The organism is Ascidiaceihabitans donghaensis (assembly GCF_900302465.1).
Classification (GTDB): Bacteria; Pseudomonadota; Alphaproteobacteria; order Rhodobacterales; family Rhodobacteraceae; genus Ascidiaceihabitans; species Ascidiaceihabitans donghaensis.
In genome coordinates this window covers 3402506-3420688 of sequence record NZ_OMOR01000001.1, presented here as the reverse complement: position 1 = coordinate 3420688, position 18183 = coordinate 3402506, and the positions used below count along the sequence as shown (strand labels likewise).

Here is an 18183-nt window from a genome sequence, read left to right as displayed (position 1 = left end):
TTGCTGGTGCGGCGTCCCCATCTGTCACGAGACCTGAGAGCTTCACCCTTCTTACGAACGGCTTCCTCCTTCGGTGGGCCTGCGGCGCTTGGCGCAAGCCACTCTCCAGATCGTTGATATCGTTTGCGCATTTGCGCAGCGGGCGGCCCACACGGTCCTTGGTGCCTGAGAGTTTCCGGGGCGTTGCTCCTTCGGCGGCAGGGTGTCCTGCGCTCTCCCATGGGGTCTTATCAACTTGGGTTTCGTATAGGAAACTTCACGATGTGGTGCAAAGGAAATTTACACATAATGTTATCAAATTTCGCTCACGGGTTTGGGATCACCTGAGGCCGCGTTTAGGCGGCCACAGGTTTTGTCTTAAAGCGCCTTGCGATAAATCACCTTGTCATCGCCTGCAGCCCAAAAATCCCGAATGCGGGCTTCTTCGCCATAGCCCTGTTTGGCGTAGAATGCGCGGGTTTGGGCAAAGTCGTCTGTACCTGAAGTATCCGCGATAAGGATGCGATTGCCATTTGCACGCAGCTGGTCCTCCAGCGCTTTGGTCAATTGTCCGCCAACGCCTGACCCTTGGGTGTCGGGGTGCACAGCGATGGCCAGCATGTTCCATGTCCCTTCAGTCAGCTGTTCTGGCATCGCGTAGCAAAAACCGACGGGTTGCTCGTTTTGCAGAAACGTCAGCCAGATTTCTTCACTGGTTTCATCTGATAAAAAGCCTGAAATCATGTCCGGTAGCATATCGCCAGGGAACAATTCAGTGGCATTTAGAACAGACTGAAGCTGTGGAATGTCTGTTGATGTCGTTTGTTTGATCGTCATTTGTGTGAAGTCTTTCACTTTGGCACGCTTGTGGTTGGTGCCGCACTTAGAGAAGCCGCTGAAATGACAGCGGCTGGATTATGTGTGAACTCTGTGCGCCAGAGTTTAGCGGTTGCCCGCAATCGTAGACATAAATTCTCCATCGCAGGCGCAAATGCCTGCAATTTTTAGGGGTAGAGGCTCCCCATTGCTGTGACAAGCTTTATGTTAAATGCCGCGCCCTTGCGCCGCGTTCGATGGCAGCCGCGTGCAGCCGGTCGATGTTCAGCTCATACCGCATTTCTTCAAGCAGGCGCAGCTCGGCTTCTTCTAGCGATCCGTCAGCGGCGGCAACATCGCAGGCCAAAGCATAGGCCGTTTCATACAAGCGCTCCGGTAGCGCTTCGCGGACCAGTCCGAACAGGGCATCAAGCCCGTCTTCCTGATCAAACAAGTCAAACACAGTTTGGCTGATTGTTGTCAGGCGGTCCAGATCGTAGTCCGCGAACACCGGCAGCATATTGATGGCAGATTGGATTTTTACCAGTTCGGCCGTCCCGATATCGGAATCAGATGCGGAAACGGCGATCATCAGTGCAACCAGTGCATCTTGGGCCGTCAAGGAATGTGGGGCATCGGTCACTGCAAGGCGTCCTTATAGGGTTATGTTGCGGTGCAGAATATTGACCTATGCCCCCCCGCGCAATAGGGAGTGGCAGGTTGGCGCCTATCGGGCGCGCTGTTTGACAAAGGATACTGACATGAGCGATCTGCGAGAGGCCGGACTGGCCAGCAAAGCGTGGCCTTTTGAAGAAGCGCGCCGGTTGTTGAAACGGTATTCCAAAAAACCGCCTGAAAAGGGGTATGTCCTGTTTGAAACAGGGTACGGCCCGTCAGGTCTGCCGCATATTGGCACATTTGGCGAAGTGTCACGGACCACGATGGTGCGCCGCGCTTTTGAGGTGATTTCTGACATTCCCACGCGGCTTGTGTGCTTTTCCGACGATCTGGACGGGATGCGCAAAGTGCCGGGGAATGTCCCCAATTCCGAAAGCCTTGTGGAACACTTGCAGCGCCCATTGACAGATGTTCCTGACCCCTTTGGCACCCATGACAGTTTTGGCGCCCACAACAATGCCAAGCTGAACAGCTTTCTGGACACATTTGGCTTTGAGTATGAATTTATAAGCTCGACCGAGTTCTACCGCTCTGGAAAATTTGACGATATCCTGCTGCGTGCTGTTGAAAAATATGACGAGGTCATGGCCGTCATGCTGAAATCGCTGCGTGAAGAACGCCGCGAAACCTATTCCATTTTCCTGCCCATCCATCCCGAAACCGGTCGCGTTTTGTACGTGCCGATGAAAAGTGTGAACAAGGCTGACGGCACCATCACCTTTGACGATGAAGAGGGCCGCGAATGGACATTGCCTGTCACAGGCGGAAACGTAAAATTGCAGTGGAAGCCAGACTTTGGCGCACGCTGGGCGGCTTTGGATGTCGATTTCGAGATGTACGGCAAGGACCATTCCACCAACACGCCGATTTATGACCGTATTTGCGAAATTCTTGGTGGCAAAAAGCCCGAACACTTCACATATGAGTTGTTTCTGGATGCTGACGGACACAAGATTTCCAAGACCTCTGGCAATGGTATTTCAATCGACGAATGGCTGACCTATGCGTCGACTGAATCCTTGTCGTATTTCATGTATCTCAAGCCAAAGACGGCCAAGCGCATGCATTTTGACGTGATCCCCAAAGCTGTGGACGAATATCACCAGCAATTGCGGGCCTATGCGGGACAGGATGCGAAGGGTCGATTGAACAACCCTGTCTTCCACATCCACGGCCACAACGTGCCAGCCAGCGATATGGTTGTGCCGTTCTCGATGTTGTTGAATCTGGCGTCTGTGTCCTCGGCTGAGGAAAAATCGCAGCTGTGGGGGTTCATGCAACGCTATGCGCCGGACGCGTCGCCAGAAACGCATCCGCAATTGGATCAGGCGGCAGGATTTGCGGTGCGCTACTACAACGACTTTGTGAAGCCGAAAAAGGTGTTCCGTGCGCCAACAGACCTTGAACGCGAAGCGTTGGAAGACCTGCGTGAACGGTTGAAGGTTTGGGACGGTGGATTGGATGCAGAAGCGTTGCAATCCGAGGTCTTTGCCTGCGGACGCGAACGGTTTGATCCGCTACGCGATTGGTTCACGGCGCTTTACGAGGTGCTGTTGGGCGCGTCCCAAGGTCCGCGTTTCGGCGGGTTTATAGCGCTATATGGCGTGGACGAAACCATTGCATTGATCGACAGCGCTTTGGCAGGTGAATTGGTCTAAACCCTGTCGCTGCCTTGTTTTGCATTTCTCTTGCACTACGATTCTTGGTGTAGCGCAGGAGAACACCGCATGTTGAAGACTTTGAAAATGACCGTGATCGCCGCCGTGATGGCGGGTGGTGCCTGGGCGCAGGACCTTGGCATCCAAAACACCATTCGTGGGCAAATCGAAGCTTTCAAGGTCGATGATTTTGATGCAGCGTTTGCATTTGCCAGCCCGAACATTCAACGTATTTTTGGGTCCGTTGCGCGATTTCAAAAGATGGTGACCACGGGGTATCCGATGGTTTGGCGACCATCCGATGTGCGCTATCTGGAGCAAGAAGAAATCGCCGGCGACATCTGGCAGAAGGTTTTGATCAAGGATCAGGACGGGGTAACCCACGTCTTGGGGTACCGGATGTTAGAAACCGAAGATGGCTGGAAAATCAATGGCGTACAGCTGTTGCCGCAGCCGGATGTCAACGCCTGAAACCTTGCCGGTCTTTCGCCTTTGCAAGGACCACCGTAACGGTGGTGTGAGGGCACCTTAACCATTCATTGATACTTCCTTTTCCCGCATGCGCTGCACCGAACCCGGTTGCAGTGCGCTGGTTCAATATGCGCTGCGTGCCCAACACGGCTTGCACCGCCCGCGAAAGGGATTTTGATGAACAAGGCAATTACCGACGGCGTGGTGCTGATGCCACCATCATTTGCGAATGGTTTGAATGTATGGTCCAGCGGCGATGGAACGCCGGGATCTGATACCTATGCCAATGCGGCCAACGCGGCGTTTGTGCCAGCGGATCAGGATTTTGGCAGCTGCCTGGAAGTGCAAAAAATCGCAAACACAACGCGTTTGCGTTACATGGGCGAAACCCCATTGTTGCCGGGGTGTTACTTGCAGATAACGGCACGGATCAAAGTGATCTCTGGCAGTTTGCCTAACGTACGTGTCGCAGCCTTTGCAGGCCGTTCGGGGGGCAATGCGGTAACAGGTATTCCTTTGAATGCCGCAAGTACGACGCTGACAGATTACGGAGAGGTCTATGAGATCAAGGCAATTGTCGGGGCAGGGGACCGTACCGGCGTCGACATGATCTGGGGAAGTGAGCCTATTTATGGCCACTTCGGCATTGATCTGACGGGGCCGAATGGTGGCATCGTGCGTATTGATGACATCGAAATCGAAGACGTCACATCGTTCTTTTTGCGTGATCTCATTTCTGTGGTGGATGTGCGCGATTACGGTGCGATCGGTGACGGTACCACCGACAACAGTGCCGCCTTTGACCGTGCTAATGCGGCTGCCAACGGACGTTTGATTTTGGTTCCTCCGGGGGTTTACCGTCTGAACAGCGATGTCACTTTGGAAGGCCCTGTGCGTTTTGAGGGAACCGTGACCATGCCGACCGACAAGGTGCTGTTGCTTACGACCGAATTTCATCTGCCTGCCTACATCGATGCTTTTGGTGACGAAGAGCTGGCCTTTAAAAAGGGGTTTCAGGCACTGCTGAACAATTCTGACCACGAAGCCCTGGACTTGCGGGGGCGCAAGGTCTTTATCACCGAACCCATCGACATGCAGGCCGCCGTGCCGGACCGCACCAGCTATGCTACCCGCCGCGTGATCCGCAACGGTCAGCTTGAAGCTGCCAGTGGCGGTGATTGGGCCACAACGGTTGTGAACTCTCAAGCCACTTACGACCCTGCGGATTCGCGTACACTGACATCAGTCAGCAACATTGCGTCGGTTGAAGTGGGGTCCTTGGTCGAGGGGGCCGGTGTTGGCCGTGAGATTTATGTGCGTTCCAAAAATATCAGCACCGGTGAAATCACGTTGAACAAACCGCTGTATGATGCGGAGGGTCGACAGAATTTCAAATTCAGCCGCTTCAAATATCTGGTGGATTTTTCCGGGTTCAGCTCGCTGAGCAAATTTGTTTTTGACGACATCGAATTCCAATGCAACGGCGTGTGCAGTGGCATCCTGCTGTCACCGGGTGGATCAATTTTCCACATTCGCGATTGCTTTGTCACCCGCCCATTGAACCGCGGTGTCACATCCCATGGCAGCGGGTGTCAGGGGATCTTTATTGACCGATGCCAGTTCCTGTCCAATGAAGATGCGGAAGATGTCAGTGACCGTCAGAGCATCGGGTTCAACATCAACGCCAACGACCCTAAAATCCGTGACAACCGCGCCACGCGCTTTCGCCACTTTGGACTGTTTGGCGGATCCAATAACGTCATCAGCGGCAATCACTTCTTCCAAGGGGACAGCGTTGCAAATGGTGTCCGGTCTGCTGGTTTTGTATTTGCCAGCGGATACACAAGCAGCGTTGTGTCGGCCAACTACATCGACAATTGCTTTATTGAATGGACCAACGAACATGATTCCACCCCGGATTTCACGGCTGGCTTTTCATTCAGTTCAATGACCATTTCCAGCAATGTGTTTCTGTCCGGTGATGTCGCCCCGTGGTTCAGTTACATTGTGGTCAAACCCTTTGGAACAGGCCATTTTCTGAATGGTTTGGCGGTCACGGGCAATAAGTTCCGGTCAATTCAAGGCAACATCGACCGTGTCGATCGTGTGGACACCAGTTTTGCCGATCTGGATCGCAGCCGTTTTAAATTGGTGGATTTCACGGGCAATTCTTACAATGGCGTAGAATATCAGGTGTCCAATCCGCTGCGTATCAAACACCAGCAGAACACCGCAGCCTCGACCTGGGTCATTGAAACGGAAGGGCGTTTGCCTTTTGAAGGGTATGCCGTGGGTGTGGACAGTGTCACTTTCCTTGAGCGTACACGTAACGCCAACAACGTTGCCAAGTATCAAATGCCGCATGTGGAGCTGCGTGAAGGTCCCAATCAGGACCGTGCCCATGTTGTGTGGGGAGAGGACCAAAAAGGTGAGGTCCAGATCGCTTTGCGCATTGATGACTAAGCGTCATAGCCTGACTGACGTCTAGGATGAGGCCCATGTGATGCGTCGCGTGGGCCTTTTGCCATTTTTCTGTTTCAAAACTTTTGCCAGACCCCAAGCTTAATTCCGAAGTCGTTTCTGTTGCTTGTCGGGGCCTCCAGTCCAATCACGTAGCTTATTTTCTTGGCCTTCGGGGTGAAGATATATGATGGGGCCAAGGTTATCCGTGCCTCATACTGAGTGACATTGGTGTAGACCTGAAGCATCGCCTTGCTGCGCGGAGAAATATTCAACCCGACTGTCAAATCGACCTTCATCACATGGTTGGCGGATCCCAGTGCCCACTCAATCCCCGCATCGACACTGACCCAACCACCTTTCTCGCGCCATGTGATACCTTTGCCAAAATGCAGTGATGTCTTGGTAAAGGGGTGTTTTCCAAGGGCGTCGATCCGGGTGCCCAAGCCCAGCTGATACGCCCAAATCCCCTTGCCACGTTTCCATTTCAGGGGTTTGCGCATAAACACGTGGCCCATGCCACTGGTTGCGTATCCGCCTTCAAGGTTCACATCGATAGACGCACCAAATGTAAGGCGATCGGTTATGCCATATTCAAAGTATCCCGACTGTGTGGTTGTTAACCCGTAGGTCATCTTGGTTGCTGTGGAAAAGAACCCTTTCCCTTTTTCACGCATCCACGGTCCTGCCTGCGCGGGCAAGCCGAGGGACACGCAGATGCCAAACGCCATGACAGCGTAAAAAAGGGAACGAAGCCGATGCATAGTGCTTCATTTGCGTTCATTATGGTTAACAAGGGGTTACGCCGCACATGGGACGTTTACTTTGTCTTTGATTTTACGCGGATGCAGGGGATGCAAAACGCGTAAAGACGCACCATATTAAAATCGTAACAAATAGGAGCCTACCCCATGATCTGCCCAATCGACGGAACCCCGCTTGTAATTTCGGACCGCAGCGGCGTTGAAATCGACTATTGCCCAAGTTGCCGTGGGGTGTGGCTGGATCGCGGTGAATTGGACAAGATCATTGACCGCTCTGTCGGGCAAGCCACGCCGGCCCCGTCACGCGATGACGGATACCGCGGTGAAAAGCGCAAGAAACGCGGTGGGTTTCTGGAAGAGCTGTTCGACTTTTAAGCAGAGGGTACGTCTGCCGCACAATCGCGAAAGGCCTGAACCGGGCCTGCCGCGCCGCGCAGTTGTATGTCGAACTTTTCCTCAGCCACGATGATCGTGGTCGAAAGGTTATACTGCAACCCGTCCAGCACATTGCCAAAGCCCGTGTCCGTCACAGTAACAGAGCGACCATCGTTGCTGACGGTATGGCGTGTGCTGGCGATGGTATTGGGGCGTGGTCCGTTGAACGTCATTGCGAAAAATGGACTGTCCGGGAACGGTGTGTCCTGAGAAACGGTGACAGAATACAGCGGCTGCGTGGGGTCATAGGTCAGTTCGATCTGACGGTTGCCTTCGGTGTGTGAAAGAAGACAGGGCAGGCCCGGGGTGAAATCCCACGCTAAGGCTGGGCAGGGCAGTATCGCAAGGAAAACCAAATAACAGATAGTGTGTTGAAAAGGCGACCTGAAGTCTTTGCGACAGGCTTTTTTCCAGTTCCGCATCGTGAACAGTCCTATTGGCCCGATTGAATCAAAGCTTTGATCTTTTGCGCTTTCTCGAAATGGTTCAGTTGATGTGTTTTGATCCACCATTCGGCAGCTTCCATCAACAATTCCGGATCGTCATTCTTGTTGGCGAAAAATGCGTAGAACGACAAGCCGACGCTTTCACCCTTCGAGGCCAGTTTGGCATCACAAATTCCAATCGCCTTTCGCCTTAAACTTGTCCTCATTGCATCTTGTCACTTTGTTTTTAGGGAATTGATGAACGGTGAAGGGGCATATTCAGCGCTGGGCGCCCCCCTATTTCTTCCCGCCATAGCGGCTTTTGCCACCCCGCATGCCACCGCGCCCGCCCGTGCTTCGGCCGGACGCTTTCTTTGCGTCGCCTACGGCTTTCTCCACCGCATATTGTCGTGCCATAGGATCGTCTGCGACAGCAAGGTCCACGGTTTCCAGGCGCTTGACCTCGTCCCGTAGGCGTGCGGCTTCCTCGAATTCCAGATTCTCGGCCGCTTTGCGCATGTCGGTTCGAAGCCCATCCAGAACAGTTTGCAAATTGCCACCTGCCAGTGGGTTGTCGATCTTTGCAGTCACGCGGGATTGGTCGGTGTCACCTTTGTAGAGACCCGCCAGAATGTCTTCGACGTTTTTCTTCACGGTTGTGGGGGTGATGCCATGTTCTAGGTTGTAGGCCATCTGCTTGGCGCGGCGGCGTTCTGTTTCGCCCATTGCGCGTTCCATGGAGCCAGTGATTTTGTCGGCATACATGATCACGCGGCCTTCGGCGTTTCGCGCGGCGCGCCCGATGGTTTGCACAAGCGAGGTTTCAGAACGCAAAAACCCTTCTTTGTCCGCATCCAGAATGGCCACCAACCCACATTCGGGGATGTCCAAACCTTCGCGCAACAGGTTGATCCCGATCAACACATCAAATGCCCCAAGGCGCAGATCACGCAGGATTTCGATACGTTCAATCGTGTCGATGTCGCTGTGCATATAACGCACGCGAATGCCCTGTTCGTGCATGTATTCCGTCAGGTCTTCGGCCATGCGTTTGGTCAGGGTGGTGCATAGCGTCCGCATGCCGTCGGCAGCCACTTTGCGCACCTCGTCAAGCAGATCATCAACTTGCATCTCGACAGGGCGGATTTCGATTTCGGGATCGATCAAGCCGGTGGGGCGAATGATTTGTTCGGTGAACACACCGCCCGTTTGCTCGATTTCCCATGCTGCAGGAGTCGCGGACACAAAGATAGATTGCGGGCGCATAGCGTCCCATTCTTCAAACTTCAAAGGCCGGTTGTCCATGCAGGACGGCAGGCGGAACCCGTGTTCAGCCAAAGTGAATTTGCGTCGGTAGTCACCTTTGTACATGCCGCCGATCTGGGGCACGGACACGTGTGATTCATCGGCAAATACAATCGCGTTGTCAGGAATGAATTCAAACAACGTGGGGGGTGGCTCACCCGGGGCACGGCCCGTCAGGTAGCGCGAATAGTTTTCAATACCGTTGCACACGCCGGTGGCTTCCAGCATCTCAAGATCAAAGTTACAGCGTTGTTCCAGCCGTTGGGCTTCCAGCAGCTTGCCGTCGCCGACAAGTTGATCCAGACGCATTTTCAGCTCTTTTTTGATGCCTATGATGGCCTGCGACATGGTTGGCTTGGGTGTCACATAGTGTGAATTCGCATAGACCCGCACCTGATCCATGTTGGCGGTCTTTTCACCGGTCAGCGGGTCGAATTCCGTAATGCTTTCCAATTCCTCGCCAAAGAAAGACAAACGCCATGCCCGGTCATCAAGGTGGGCAGGGAAGATTTCCAGCGAATCGCCCCGTACCCGAAATGCGCCACGAAAGAATGCCTGATCGTTGCGCTTGTATTGCTGGGCCACCAAATCGGCAATGACCTGACGTTGGTCGTAGCTGTTTCCGACAGTCAGATCTTGCGTCATGGCACCATAGGTTTCAACAGAGCCGATGCCGTAGATACATGACACCGATGCCACAATAATCACATCGTCGCGTTCCAGAAGTGCGCGGGTGGCAGAGTGGCGCATGCGGTCAATCTGTTCGTTGATCTGGCTTTCTTTTTCGATGAACGTGTCAGAGCGCGCCACATAGGCTTCGGGTTGATAATAGTCATAGTAGCTGACGAAATATTCAACGGCGTTGTCGGGAAAGAACCCTTTGAATTCACCGTACAATTGCGCCGCCAAAGTTTTGTTCGGCGCCAAAATGATCGCAGGGCGCTGGGTTTCTTCGATCACCTTCGCCATGGTGAAGGTCTTGCCGGTGCCCGTTGCCCCCAACAGCACCTGATCGCGGTCGCCATCGTTGATCCCGCTTGTCAGTTCCTTGATGGCTGTCGGTTGATCCCCGGCCGGGTCGAATTCCGTGACAAGTTTGAAAGCTTTGCCGCCTTCCAGCTTGGGACGGCTGCGCACATCAGGGGCAGGATTGGACAGGATCGGTTCCATCGTTGCATCAGAGCTGTCGGAATGGGCGTAAGGCATAGGGTCACTCGCTTTCAGCCTTCAATGTGACGTTGTGAGCGCAGGGTTCAAGAGCCAGTTGCCCATTCGAAGGTTCTGATGCCAGTTATTGTCAGTAGCTTGTGTGTTTATTCCTTTTTCATTGTCGTGATGTAGGGGGTGGTCGGCACGTAGCCCCCTTGCAGTGGGCTGCGCTGTCATGCCATAGAAAATGCAAGCCAGTCAGCGGAGTGACCCCCATGCGCGCACGTATCTATCAACCTGCCAAAACTGCGATGTCATCCGGCACCGCCAAAACCAAGGGCTGGACGTTGGAATTTGCTCCGGCTTCGGCGCGCTCTGTCGATCCTTTGATGGGGTGGACGTCTTCGGCGGACACGCAAGCCCAAGTGAAGCTGCAATTCGACACCAAGGAAGACGCCATCGCCTATGCCAAAGACAACGGCATTGACGCGCAGGTGCAAGAACCCAACAAACGCAAACCCAACATCCGTGCCGGCGGATATGGCGAAAACTTTGCCACAGGACGACGTGGGGCATGGACGCACTAAGCATTACGGTTGAACGCGCGGATACACCCGCCGTTGCAACGCTTTTGACGCGGCATCATGCGTTGATGCGGGCGGGTTCGCCCGAGGAAAGTTGCCACGTGATGGATGTGTCCGAATTGGTCGCAGCAGACGTAACCCTTTTGGCCGCGCGGCAGGGTGATCAGGTTTTAGGCGTCGGTGCGTTGAAAGTGATCGGGGCGGATCACGGTGAACTCAAATCCATGCACACGGCCCAAGAAGCCCGCGGCAAAGGTCTCGCGCGGGCGATCCTGAACGCATTGCAAGATATAGCCCGGGAAAAGGGGCTGTCCCGTCTCAGCCTTGAAACTGGAACAGCCGACATGTTCGCGCCAGCACGTGCCCTGTATCAAGCAGAAGGGTTTCAGGTCTGCCCGCCTTTTGGCGACTATGTCGTCGACCCGTTAAGCGTCTTTATGACTCGCACCCTTTGAGGGCCCTCATGGTTGTATGGGTCTTGCCAAACCTAAGGCAATCACAGACAACAGGGCCGTTGCGGTCCCTTAGCTCAACTGGATAGAGCAGCTGACTTCTAATCAGCAGGTTGAGGGTTCGAGTCCTTCAGGGATCGCCAAATATTTATCTTTTGCCCCGCGCTGAACGATGCGTCGGTAACGCCTGTTTGACGCTCGGGGGTAAATCGGTTGGACAATGTGCGACTGTACGGGTCACAGCTTTTCCCAACCCGCCTGCGGGTGCGAAATGCGCTATTATAGCCAATATCAAAGGGACTTAGCCAATTTGTGGATCGATGCAGAGTACACATAAATGTGTCAATTCGGCTTTGGCCTTTAAAACTCCGTTAAATCTGACTATTATAATAAGGTATGTGTTCGCATCCCGTAAGTGGGTGTCGCTAAATTTGGATCGAAAAAATGACCGCAGTGCTTTTGCATCATTCTGATTGGGATGTACCGGCCCCATCCGCCGACACGTCGGACGAGATGCGCACGCTTTTGAACACTGTCCGTTTGGCTGCCTTGAAGTGCAGGTCCGCTGCGCGGTCAGAATTGTTCGAAGCTTGCGCGGTATTGTCGATGGAACGCAAAGCGGCGCAAAATGTCTATGTGACCGCTTTGATTAAGGGGCTGGCAACAGCCCTGCCAAAGCGGCCGATATTTTTTCGACCCGGCGTCAGTGACTTGTCCTTTGACGAAACCTGGCTGACATCTGCACTGAGGTGTTGCAATGAAGGCGATTGGCAGAGTGTGAATTTCTTGCTGCGATCGCGGATTGCCCCGCAGCACCGTCGCAACATTCTGTTTCTGTTGCACGGCGTTGTCGGACACCGAAAATAAGGCAGAAGCAGTGCATTTCACGCATCAGCCGATGCATTAAAAGCCTTCGATCACGATCTTTCCCTTGGCTTGTCCGGTCTCAACCAACCTATGTGCCTCGCGCATGTTGGCGGCGTTGATCGGGGACAGCACCTTGCTCATAGTCGTTTTGATCTGACCTGCATCAATCTTGTCGGCCACATAGGACAGCAGGTTATGCTGCTCTACCATATCCGGCGTTTGGTGCATGGAACGGGCAAACATAAACGCCCAATGGAAACTGGCGGCTTTCGTCTTCATACCACCCATCGGCATTGGCAGATCGGTGTCATCAATCGATACGATCCCGCCTTGTGGCCGTATCAGCTCAACCGCGGTCTCCCAATGGCGCATGTCGTTGAGGATCGCGATGTGATCGACGTGTTGCAGGCCCAATGCGCGCACCTGCGCAACCATGTCTTTTCGGTGGTTGACGACGTGGGTTGCGCCAAGATCTTTTACCCATTGCGTTGTTTCTGGCCGTGAGGCCGTTGCGATAACAGTCAACCCTGCCAGCTTAGCCAGCTGGATGCCGATAGAACCGACCCCGCCGCCTGCGCCAATGATAAGGATCGTTTCGCCTGCATTGGCGCCATCACGATCAATACCAAGTCGATCAAAGAAGGCTTCGTAAGCCGTGATTGTCGTCAGGGGCAACGCCGCGGCTTGCGCGTAGTTCAGCGATGTCGGCTTGTGACCCGCGATCCTTTCATCCACCAGATGAAATTCCGCATTGGTGCCTGATCGTGTAATATCGCCAGCATAGTAGACCGCATCCCCGGGCTTAAAGAGCGTCACGTCCGGCCCGACGGCTTCGACAACGCCGGACGCGTCATAGCCGATGATCCGCGGCTGGTCTTCTACCTTGTCCTTTGGCGCCCGCACTTTCGTATCCACGGGGTTCACCGCGACAGCTTTGACAGCAACAAGGATATCATGTCCCTCGGGGGACGGTTTGTCCAAGACCACGTCCAAAAACGCATCGGTGTTTTCGACGGGCAGATAATGTGTAAGTCCTACAGCTTTCATAGAGATTTCCTAGTGTTTGAATTCGGTTGTGACGAAGACCAATTCAGCGTCGCCGACATTGGTAAGATCATGAACAAACCCGTTTGAGGGGGTCAGATCGGGAAAATAGCGCGTGTCGCCCGCCGCGTATGTGACTGGAACTCGGCGCCCGTCTTCGAAGCAAGACAACCCTTTGCCATCTGTCAGAACAGTCCAAAAGTAAGGCCGGTCATGCCGATGCGGTGGAAGTGTCTGTCCAGGTGCAAGGCGCAGGTGCCAGACGCGCATTTTGTTCGTTTCGAGAACCAGATCAGTGCCAATGTCTGAAGCGTTCCAGTTGACCGTGCTGGCTATATCGTCGCGCATCATGATGCGGCCACCGTCGCTGCAGGGTAGGTACTGTAGCCTGTTTTGGTACCACCAAAAAGCGTCGCGGCGTCAAAGGCAGACAGTGGCAGGTCTTTGGCAAACCGGCGTGGCAGATCGGGGTTCGCGATGAACGGGCGGCCAAACGCCACCACATCAGCAAGCCCGTCAGCCAATATCTTGTTCCCACGTGCCTTTGTGTATTTGCCAGCAACGATGATGGTCCCTGAGTAGACGGACCGTAAATCGTGACGGAACTGTTCCGGTATCTGTGGTGCATCATCCCAATCGGCCTCGGACAGGTGGATGTAGATCAGGCCAATCCGGTCCAGTTCCTTTGCGGCTTTCAGCATCACTTCAATTATTTCATCGTCGGCCATGTTGCGCTGCGTGATGTAAGGAGACATCCGAATGCCTGTCCGCTCGGGGCCGATTTCCCCTGCGACGGCTTCTGCGACCTCTACCAAGAACCGGATGCGGTTTTCCTGACTTCCGCCATACTGATCCGTGCGGTGGTTCGAAGACCTGCGGAGGAATTCATCGATCAAGTACCCATTGGCGCCGTGGATTTCCACGCCGTCGAACCCTGCCTTGATTGCGTTGGCGGCGGCTTGGCGAAAGTCATTCACGACGGATGCGATTTCGCTCGTTTCAAGCGCACGGGGCACGGGGCTGTTTGCCATGCCGCCAATACCGGTTTCGGCATTCACAACCCAAACCTGCGCATCCGGTGATAGGGCTGACGGTGCGACAGGTTTTCCATCTTCATGGAAGCTTTCGTGGCTCATCCTGCCGACATGCCAAAGCTGCAAAAATATCCGCCCATCTGCTTTGTGAACCGCATTGGTGACGATTTTCCAGCCAGCGATATGCGCGTCAGTGTAAATCCCCGGCGTGAACGAATAGCCCTGACCTTGCTGCGAAATCTGCGTGGCCTCGGTGATAATCAACCCTGCAGTGGCGCGCTGTGCATAGTATTCCGCCATCATCGCATTCGGGATGTTGCCGGGTTGCGTTGTGCGGGATCTGGTCATTGGTGCCATTGCAATGCGATTTGGAAGTGTGATGTGGCCAAGTTCAAGTTGTGATGTCAGTGTTTCAGTCATTTGGGGTGTCCTTGGTTCAAGAAAGGTCAGGTGCTTAACGCATCTGCATCGATGCCGATGCGATCGAAAGCGTCCGCCGCGCAGGTGTTTTCCAGCACTTTAAAAACAGGTGGACAGAAGGCTTTTGTGCCCTGATGGTCGCCTTTGCGGATGTGATATGGTCGGGATGCATCATGATCTCCTTATCTTGGACGTGATTTAGCAGTTGCGCCCTGTTCGGATAATTGGCCAAATATCGAAGTGATAATTCGAAATTTCCGATGAATAAGGGTCTGCTATGCTGCTGGATAATTTGAGCTTGTTCCTACAGATCGTTGAAAAGGGTGGACTTGCCGTAGCGGGTCGGGAATTGGGTCTTGCCCCTGCGACCGTCTCTGAAAGGCTGGCTTCGTTAGAGGCCCACTATGGTGCGCGGCTTTTGACACGGACAACACGGTCCATCAGTCTGACAGATGAAGGCCGGGAACTGGTTACAGGTGCGCGGCGCATTCTTGCGGAAGCGGAAGAAACCGAAGCACGGATCAGACTTGGCGTCGAAAAGATCTCTGGATTGATCCGCTTGAGTGCTCCGATTGATCTGGGCCGCAATCAAATCGTGCCGCTGCTGGATGCTTTCATGAAACAACATCACGGGGTCACTGTTGATCTGACGCTAAGTGACGGAAACATTGATCTTGTCGGGCAGGGCATTGATCTTGCATTGCGTTATGGCGATCAGGCTGACAGTTCGATGAAATCGAAAAAGCTGCATGACAACCGACGTTTGGTTTGTGCGTCCCCTGCGTATCTCAAAGCTAACGGCGTGCCGCAGCACCCGGATGATCTTGCGCACCACAATTGCATCGTCATGCGATTTGGAATGCGGACGGACCAGGACTGGCCTTTCATTGTGAATAAACGCCTCCGAACTTGCCGTGTGACCGGTGATCGTATCGCCAACGACGGCGATCTGGTGCGGCGTTGGTGTTTGAATGGTTACGGGATCACCCTAAAGTCCGAGTGGGACGTGCAAGCAGACCTGCAAGAGGGGCGGTTGCTTTCGATCCTGGATGAGTTTGCACCACCGCCCAATGCATTGCAGATCGTCTACCCCGCGGGTGCAGAGCAACCCAGACGCGTCCGCGCGTTGCTGGACCACTTGGAAAAGGGGCTCAAAAATACTTGCTGAAACACTGGTCTGTGCCCGACGCCAGCGGTCCAGATGCGCATCCGTTTTGTGAAAAGGACAAAGCACTGGGAAAGATACGGCACGAGGGGTCGGTTTCGGGCTGCAATGCATCGCTGTTCAAAGTCACCGTAGGCTACTTGGTCGCGGGGACAAAGACCAATTCTGGCAGGATCGTTTCCCATTCATCCCGCTTGATATGCCGCTGAAACTCTTCCTTGCTGTCGACTTTTCGCCACGTCACGATTGCGCCGGCGTGACCTGACTGAAATTGCCGTCCCTCAGGTGGTTGCCAACGCTTTGCCATACGCCCCAGTATGTGGCCGTGTTGGTCCAAAACGATCCAATAGGGCGCATTGTATTCAAGCGTAGCACGATCGCCTGTTTGCACCTTTTGAACTGCTGTGTGAACCGGATCACCGTGCCTTTGCCGTCCAGCAAAGGATAGGTCGACAGCCTTCAAGGATGGCAGCTGAAACGTCTTTGCTGGCACCACCACCGCGTCTGTGGCGGGCATAACCGATCTGCGCAAGACCGCTTCCGCGTTTGTGTCAGCCCTTGCATCCATCAAAGGGTGCTTGCCGCTGGTCAGCACCGTCAGGCTGTGTCGTGCGCGGGTCATCGCAACATAAAACAGGCGGCGCGGCGCAGCGGGGTCTTCGTTTTTTGAAACATGATCCCAACCGCTGTTCAGAATGACCACATGATCGAATTCAAGACCCTTGGCACGGTGCGCTGTGATCAAAAGAATACCGCGTTGTACGCCGCGTGTATCACGCGCCCATTCAGCCAACCATTCAGCACCGTCAGGATGTCAGTAAGACCCAGCAGCGCGGTTTTCTTGGCGCGCAGACCGGATACAAAGGCTTGCGTTTCTCTTAGACGCCGGATTGTGGGTAGATCTTCATTGGCCATGTCGACCTGCAAATCTTTCGCTTCGGCATAGCTGCGCACCGCATCAAGGTTTTTCCAATTGCGCGAAACAATCGCGGTTTTGCGCCAATCCCAAGCCGGATCAAGTGCTGAAAGGCGGACCAATTCGTCAATTGCGGCAAAGGCCTGCGCCACATCACCGGGGGGCGTATCAAGAAAGACGGTTTTGCACGATAGTCCTGTTCAAATTTCCGGATGAAATCGACAGATGCGCCATTGAACATAAGTGTTCTGGTCGTCGTCACCTACGGCAAAAAGGCTCGGTTTCAGATCGGAATCTTCCAGCGATCGCCCCGCAACGGCGCAGATCAACGCGTACTCCTCGGGTCCGACATCCTGATATTCATCGACAAGTATCCAGCGATACCCATCCAACAGACTGTCACGCTGCGCCTCGGCGTCGGATTTCGGGTGGTGTCCCAGTTTGAATTATCTTTTTTCTTATACGGTCCGCGCTTCTTAGGCGCTGGTGCGTTTGCGTCGATCAGACCAACAACCCAAGCTGTATTTCATCGCAGTCAACGCGCGCGGTTTTGACATTGCGCACTGGTTTGTTGTGGTACTTGGAGCAGGCTTCACCCGCTTCGATCAACACAGTTTGGTCACTGTGTTGATCGACACGCCAACCACGCGGCTGATTGAGCGCATGGAATTGCCCTCTACCATCATTTAGCAAGCAAAAAGTTCGCTTTATTCTATTTGGACCCACGCCCGAAAACCTAACCCAACGCAGTGAGTGTGAATGCCAAAGCACGATTGCCTTGTGTCGCCCGAAAGTCAGAGTTGCCAAGCAAGTTACCGATACGGCCTCTTTCGCCTTTCGCCATCGCTTCGCGGTGACGATTGGCTTCTTTCTCAAGGGCAACCCTGAGGTTTCCACCCTGTTCCTGTGCAAACTTAAATTGAGGATCAGTATTCTAAGCATTCGTAGCGCCCGCTTTGGCGTCAGCGCGATTAACCGCCATATTCGAATGATATCCGGTTGCGAATTGTTGGCACGGATACAGCAAGCAAAGTTGCAAGGCTGTCTTCGCTCAGGTGGCGATACGGATCCAGTAAGTCACGAGGCACCGGTAGATGGGCCGCAAAGGCACTGGCCTCTTTTTCGTGCGGCTCTCCTTGATCTGTTACCTCATCCCTCATGAGAACTCGATAGTCTTCTGACTTGGCCCAATTTGTCCCGAACGGCACGAACCTGCGATTTCACCCTGTGGTAGTTCGGTCTGTCCATCAGCCCGACCGAGCCGCAGTTGCCTTTTGGGCAATCGCCTTGCGGTCCTTCTGGCAGTGTTCAAATCCCTTTCACCACCGTCTGGCGCTGTTTTCGCGCCTTAAGTCGATCTTTCCATAGGCATACACGATATGTGGATGGAAGTTCCACAACGCAAAATGACGCGGTGCAAAAACCCGCTACACATCTTCGCGTAACGCGTCTTAATGTCGGGTTAAGTCCGGGCTATTTCTCATGGCGCCAATACCGCCCATTTTCAAACTGAAACACTACAGCCTGAATGCCTTTGGGCAAAACAAGGGGCGCACGCCCA

The 18183-nt window shown here is 54.0% G+C and carries 17 protein-coding genes, 1 tRNA gene, 2 pseudogenes and 2 riboswitches; of the genes and pseudogenes, 9 read left to right on the top strand and 11 right to left on the bottom strand.

The genetic code is table 11. The annotated features are described in order from the left end of the window. Positions 1 to 11 precede the first annotated feature (11 nt). Positions 12 to 119: riboswitch (glycine riboswitch) on the bottom strand. Between the two features lie 23 nt (positions 120 to 142). Further along, positions 143 to 230: riboswitch (glycine riboswitch) on the bottom strand. 127 nt (positions 231 to 357) lie between these two features. Continuing rightward, positions 358 to 816 carry a GNAT family N-acetyltransferase gene (locus tag ASD8599_RS17035; RefSeq protein ID WP_108829644.1) on the bottom strand — a complete coding sequence of 153 codons (459 nt, stop codon included), beginning with the start codon at positions 814 to 816 and terminating at the stop codon, positions 358 to 360. Between the two features lie 202 nt (positions 817 to 1018). Next, positions 1019 to 1438, bottom strand: a complete 420-nt coding sequence (locus ASD8599_RS17030; protein ID WP_108829643.1) for a tellurite resistance TerB family protein — start codon at positions 1436 to 1438, stop codon at positions 1019 to 1021. A 118-nt stretch (positions 1439 to 1556) separates the two neighbouring features. Between ASD8599_RS17030 and ASD8599_RS17025 the strand changes: the two genes are divergently transcribed. From ASD8599_RS17025 to ASD8599_RS17015, 3 genes are all read left to right on the top strand, one after another. After that, on the top strand, positions 1557 to 3131 hold the full coding sequence (locus tag ASD8599_RS17025; protein WP_108829642.1) for a lysine--tRNA ligase: 1575 nt from the start codon (positions 1557 to 1559) through the stop codon (positions 3129 to 3131). A gap of 69 nt (positions 3132 to 3200) precedes the next feature. After that, entirely contained in the window at positions 3201 to 3602 is a 402-nt protein-coding gene (locus ASD8599_RS17020; protein WP_245926085.1) for a DUF4864 domain-containing protein, read from the top strand. Between the two features lie 177 nt (positions 3603 to 3779). After that, complete coding sequence (locus ASD8599_RS17015) at positions 3780 to 6065, top strand: glycosyl hydrolase family 28-related protein (RefSeq protein ID WP_108829641.1); 2286 nt, start codon at positions 3780 to 3782, stop codon at positions 6063 to 6065. Positions 6066 to 6139: 74 nt separating this feature from the next. On the opposite strand, the gene ASD8599_RS17010 is transcribed toward ASD8599_RS17015, so the two are convergent. Continuing rightward, positions 6140 to 6739, bottom strand: a complete 600-nt coding sequence (locus ASD8599_RS17010; protein WP_146188232.1) for a hypothetical protein — start codon at positions 6737 to 6739, stop codon at positions 6140 to 6142. 234 nt (positions 6740 to 6973) lie between these two features. On the opposite strand from ASD8599_RS17010, the gene ASD8599_RS17005 reads away from it, so the two are divergent. After that, positions 6974 to 7201, top strand: a complete 228-nt coding sequence (locus tag ASD8599_RS17005; RefSeq protein WP_108829639.1) for a TFIIB-type zinc ribbon-containing protein — start codon at positions 6974 to 6976, stop codon at positions 7199 to 7201. Here ASD8599_RS17005 and ASD8599_RS17000 read toward each other — a convergent pair. The 3 genes from ASD8599_RS17000 to uvrB form a co-directional block, all read right to left on the bottom strand. Next, positions 7198 to 7683 carry a hypothetical protein gene (locus ASD8599_RS17000; protein WP_108829638.1) on the bottom strand — a complete coding sequence of 162 codons (486 nt, stop codon included), beginning with the start codon at positions 7681 to 7683 and terminating at the stop codon, positions 7198 to 7200. The genes ASD8599_RS17005 and ASD8599_RS17000 overlap by 4 nt on opposite strands. A gap of 11 nt (positions 7684 to 7694) precedes the next feature. Beyond that, positions 7695 to 7913 carry a DUF6500 family protein gene (locus tag ASD8599_RS16995; protein WP_108829637.1) on the bottom strand — a complete coding sequence of 73 codons (219 nt, stop codon included), beginning with the start codon at positions 7911 to 7913 and terminating at the stop codon, positions 7695 to 7697. Positions 7914 to 7983: 70 nt separating this feature from the next. After that, complete coding sequence (uvrB, locus tag ASD8599_RS16990) at positions 7984 to 10197, bottom strand: excinuclease ABC subunit UvrB (protein ID WP_108829636.1); 2214 nt, start codon at positions 10195 to 10197, stop codon at positions 7984 to 7986. A 218-nt stretch (positions 10198 to 10415) separates the two neighbouring features. Between uvrB and ASD8599_RS16985 the strand changes: the two genes are divergently transcribed. The 4 genes from ASD8599_RS16985 to ASD8599_RS16970 all read left to right on the top strand — a co-directional run bounded on the left by ASD8599_RS16985 (position 10416) and on the right by ASD8599_RS16970 (position 12043). Then, a complete protein-coding gene (locus tag ASD8599_RS16985; protein ID WP_108829635.1) occupies positions 10416 to 10727 on the top strand; it encodes an ETC complex I subunit in 312 nt (103 codons plus the stop codon). Next, positions 10715 to 11179, top strand: coding sequence for a GNAT family N-acetyltransferase (locus ASD8599_RS16980; RefSeq protein ID WP_108829634.1), 465 nt, complete (start codon positions 10715 to 10717; stop codon positions 11177 to 11179). The genes ASD8599_RS16985 and ASD8599_RS16980 overlap by 13 nt, the downstream gene beginning before the upstream one ends. Before the next feature lie 63 nt (positions 11180 to 11242). Beyond that, a tRNA-Arg gene (locus ASD8599_RS16975) sits at positions 11243 to 11319 on the top strand. A 301-nt stretch (positions 11320 to 11620) separates the two neighbouring features. Then, a complete protein-coding gene (locus ASD8599_RS16970; protein ID WP_108829633.1) occupies positions 11621 to 12043 on the top strand; it encodes a hypothetical protein in 423 nt (140 codons plus the stop codon). 36 nt (positions 12044 to 12079) lie between these two features. Here ASD8599_RS16970 and ASD8599_RS16965 read toward each other — a convergent pair whose 3' ends face one another. Genes ASD8599_RS16965 through ASD8599_RS16955 form a run of 3 tightly spaced genes read right to left on the bottom strand, consistent with a single transcriptional unit; the run spans position 12080 to position 14541 of the window. Beyond that, positions 12080 to 13090 (bottom strand): zinc-binding alcohol dehydrogenase family protein, encoded by a 1011-nt coding sequence (locus ASD8599_RS16965; RefSeq protein ID WP_108829632.1) that lies wholly within the window; start codon positions 13088 to 13090, stop codon positions 12080 to 12082. A 9-nt stretch (positions 13091 to 13099) separates the two neighbouring features. Beyond that, positions 13100 to 13438 carry a cupin domain-containing protein gene (locus tag ASD8599_RS16960; protein ID WP_108829631.1) on the bottom strand — a complete coding sequence of 113 codons (339 nt, stop codon included), beginning with the start codon at positions 13436 to 13438 and terminating at the stop codon, positions 13100 to 13102. Continuing rightward, positions 13435 to 14541 carry an alkene reductase gene (locus tag ASD8599_RS16955; protein ID WP_108829630.1) on the bottom strand — a complete coding sequence of 369 codons (1107 nt, stop codon included), beginning with the start codon at positions 14539 to 14541 and terminating at the stop codon, positions 13435 to 13437. The genes ASD8599_RS16960 and ASD8599_RS16955 overlap by 4 nt, the downstream gene beginning before the upstream one ends. A gap of 277 nt (positions 14542 to 14818) precedes the next feature. On the opposite strand from ASD8599_RS16955, the gene ASD8599_RS16950 reads away from it, so the two are divergent. Beyond that, positions 14819 to 15709, top strand: coding sequence for a LysR family transcriptional regulator (locus ASD8599_RS16950; RefSeq protein WP_108829629.1), 891 nt, complete (start codon positions 14819 to 14821; stop codon positions 15707 to 15709). A 133-nt stretch (positions 15710 to 15842) separates the two neighbouring features. Here the strand turns inward: ASD8599_RS16950 and ASD8599_RS20575 are convergent. Together ASD8599_RS20575 and ASD8599_RS20570 are read right to left on the bottom strand one after the other, a co-directional pair. Continuing rightward, positions 15843 to 17047: pseudogene (locus ASD8599_RS20575) on the bottom strand (UvrD-helicase domain-containing protein); the annotation flags it as partial. A gap of 97 nt (positions 17048 to 17144) precedes the next feature. Next, a pseudogene (locus ASD8599_RS20570) lies at positions 17145 to 17308 on the bottom strand (IS1 family transposase); the annotation flags it as partial. Between the last annotated feature and the right edge of the window lie 875 nt (positions 17309 to 18183).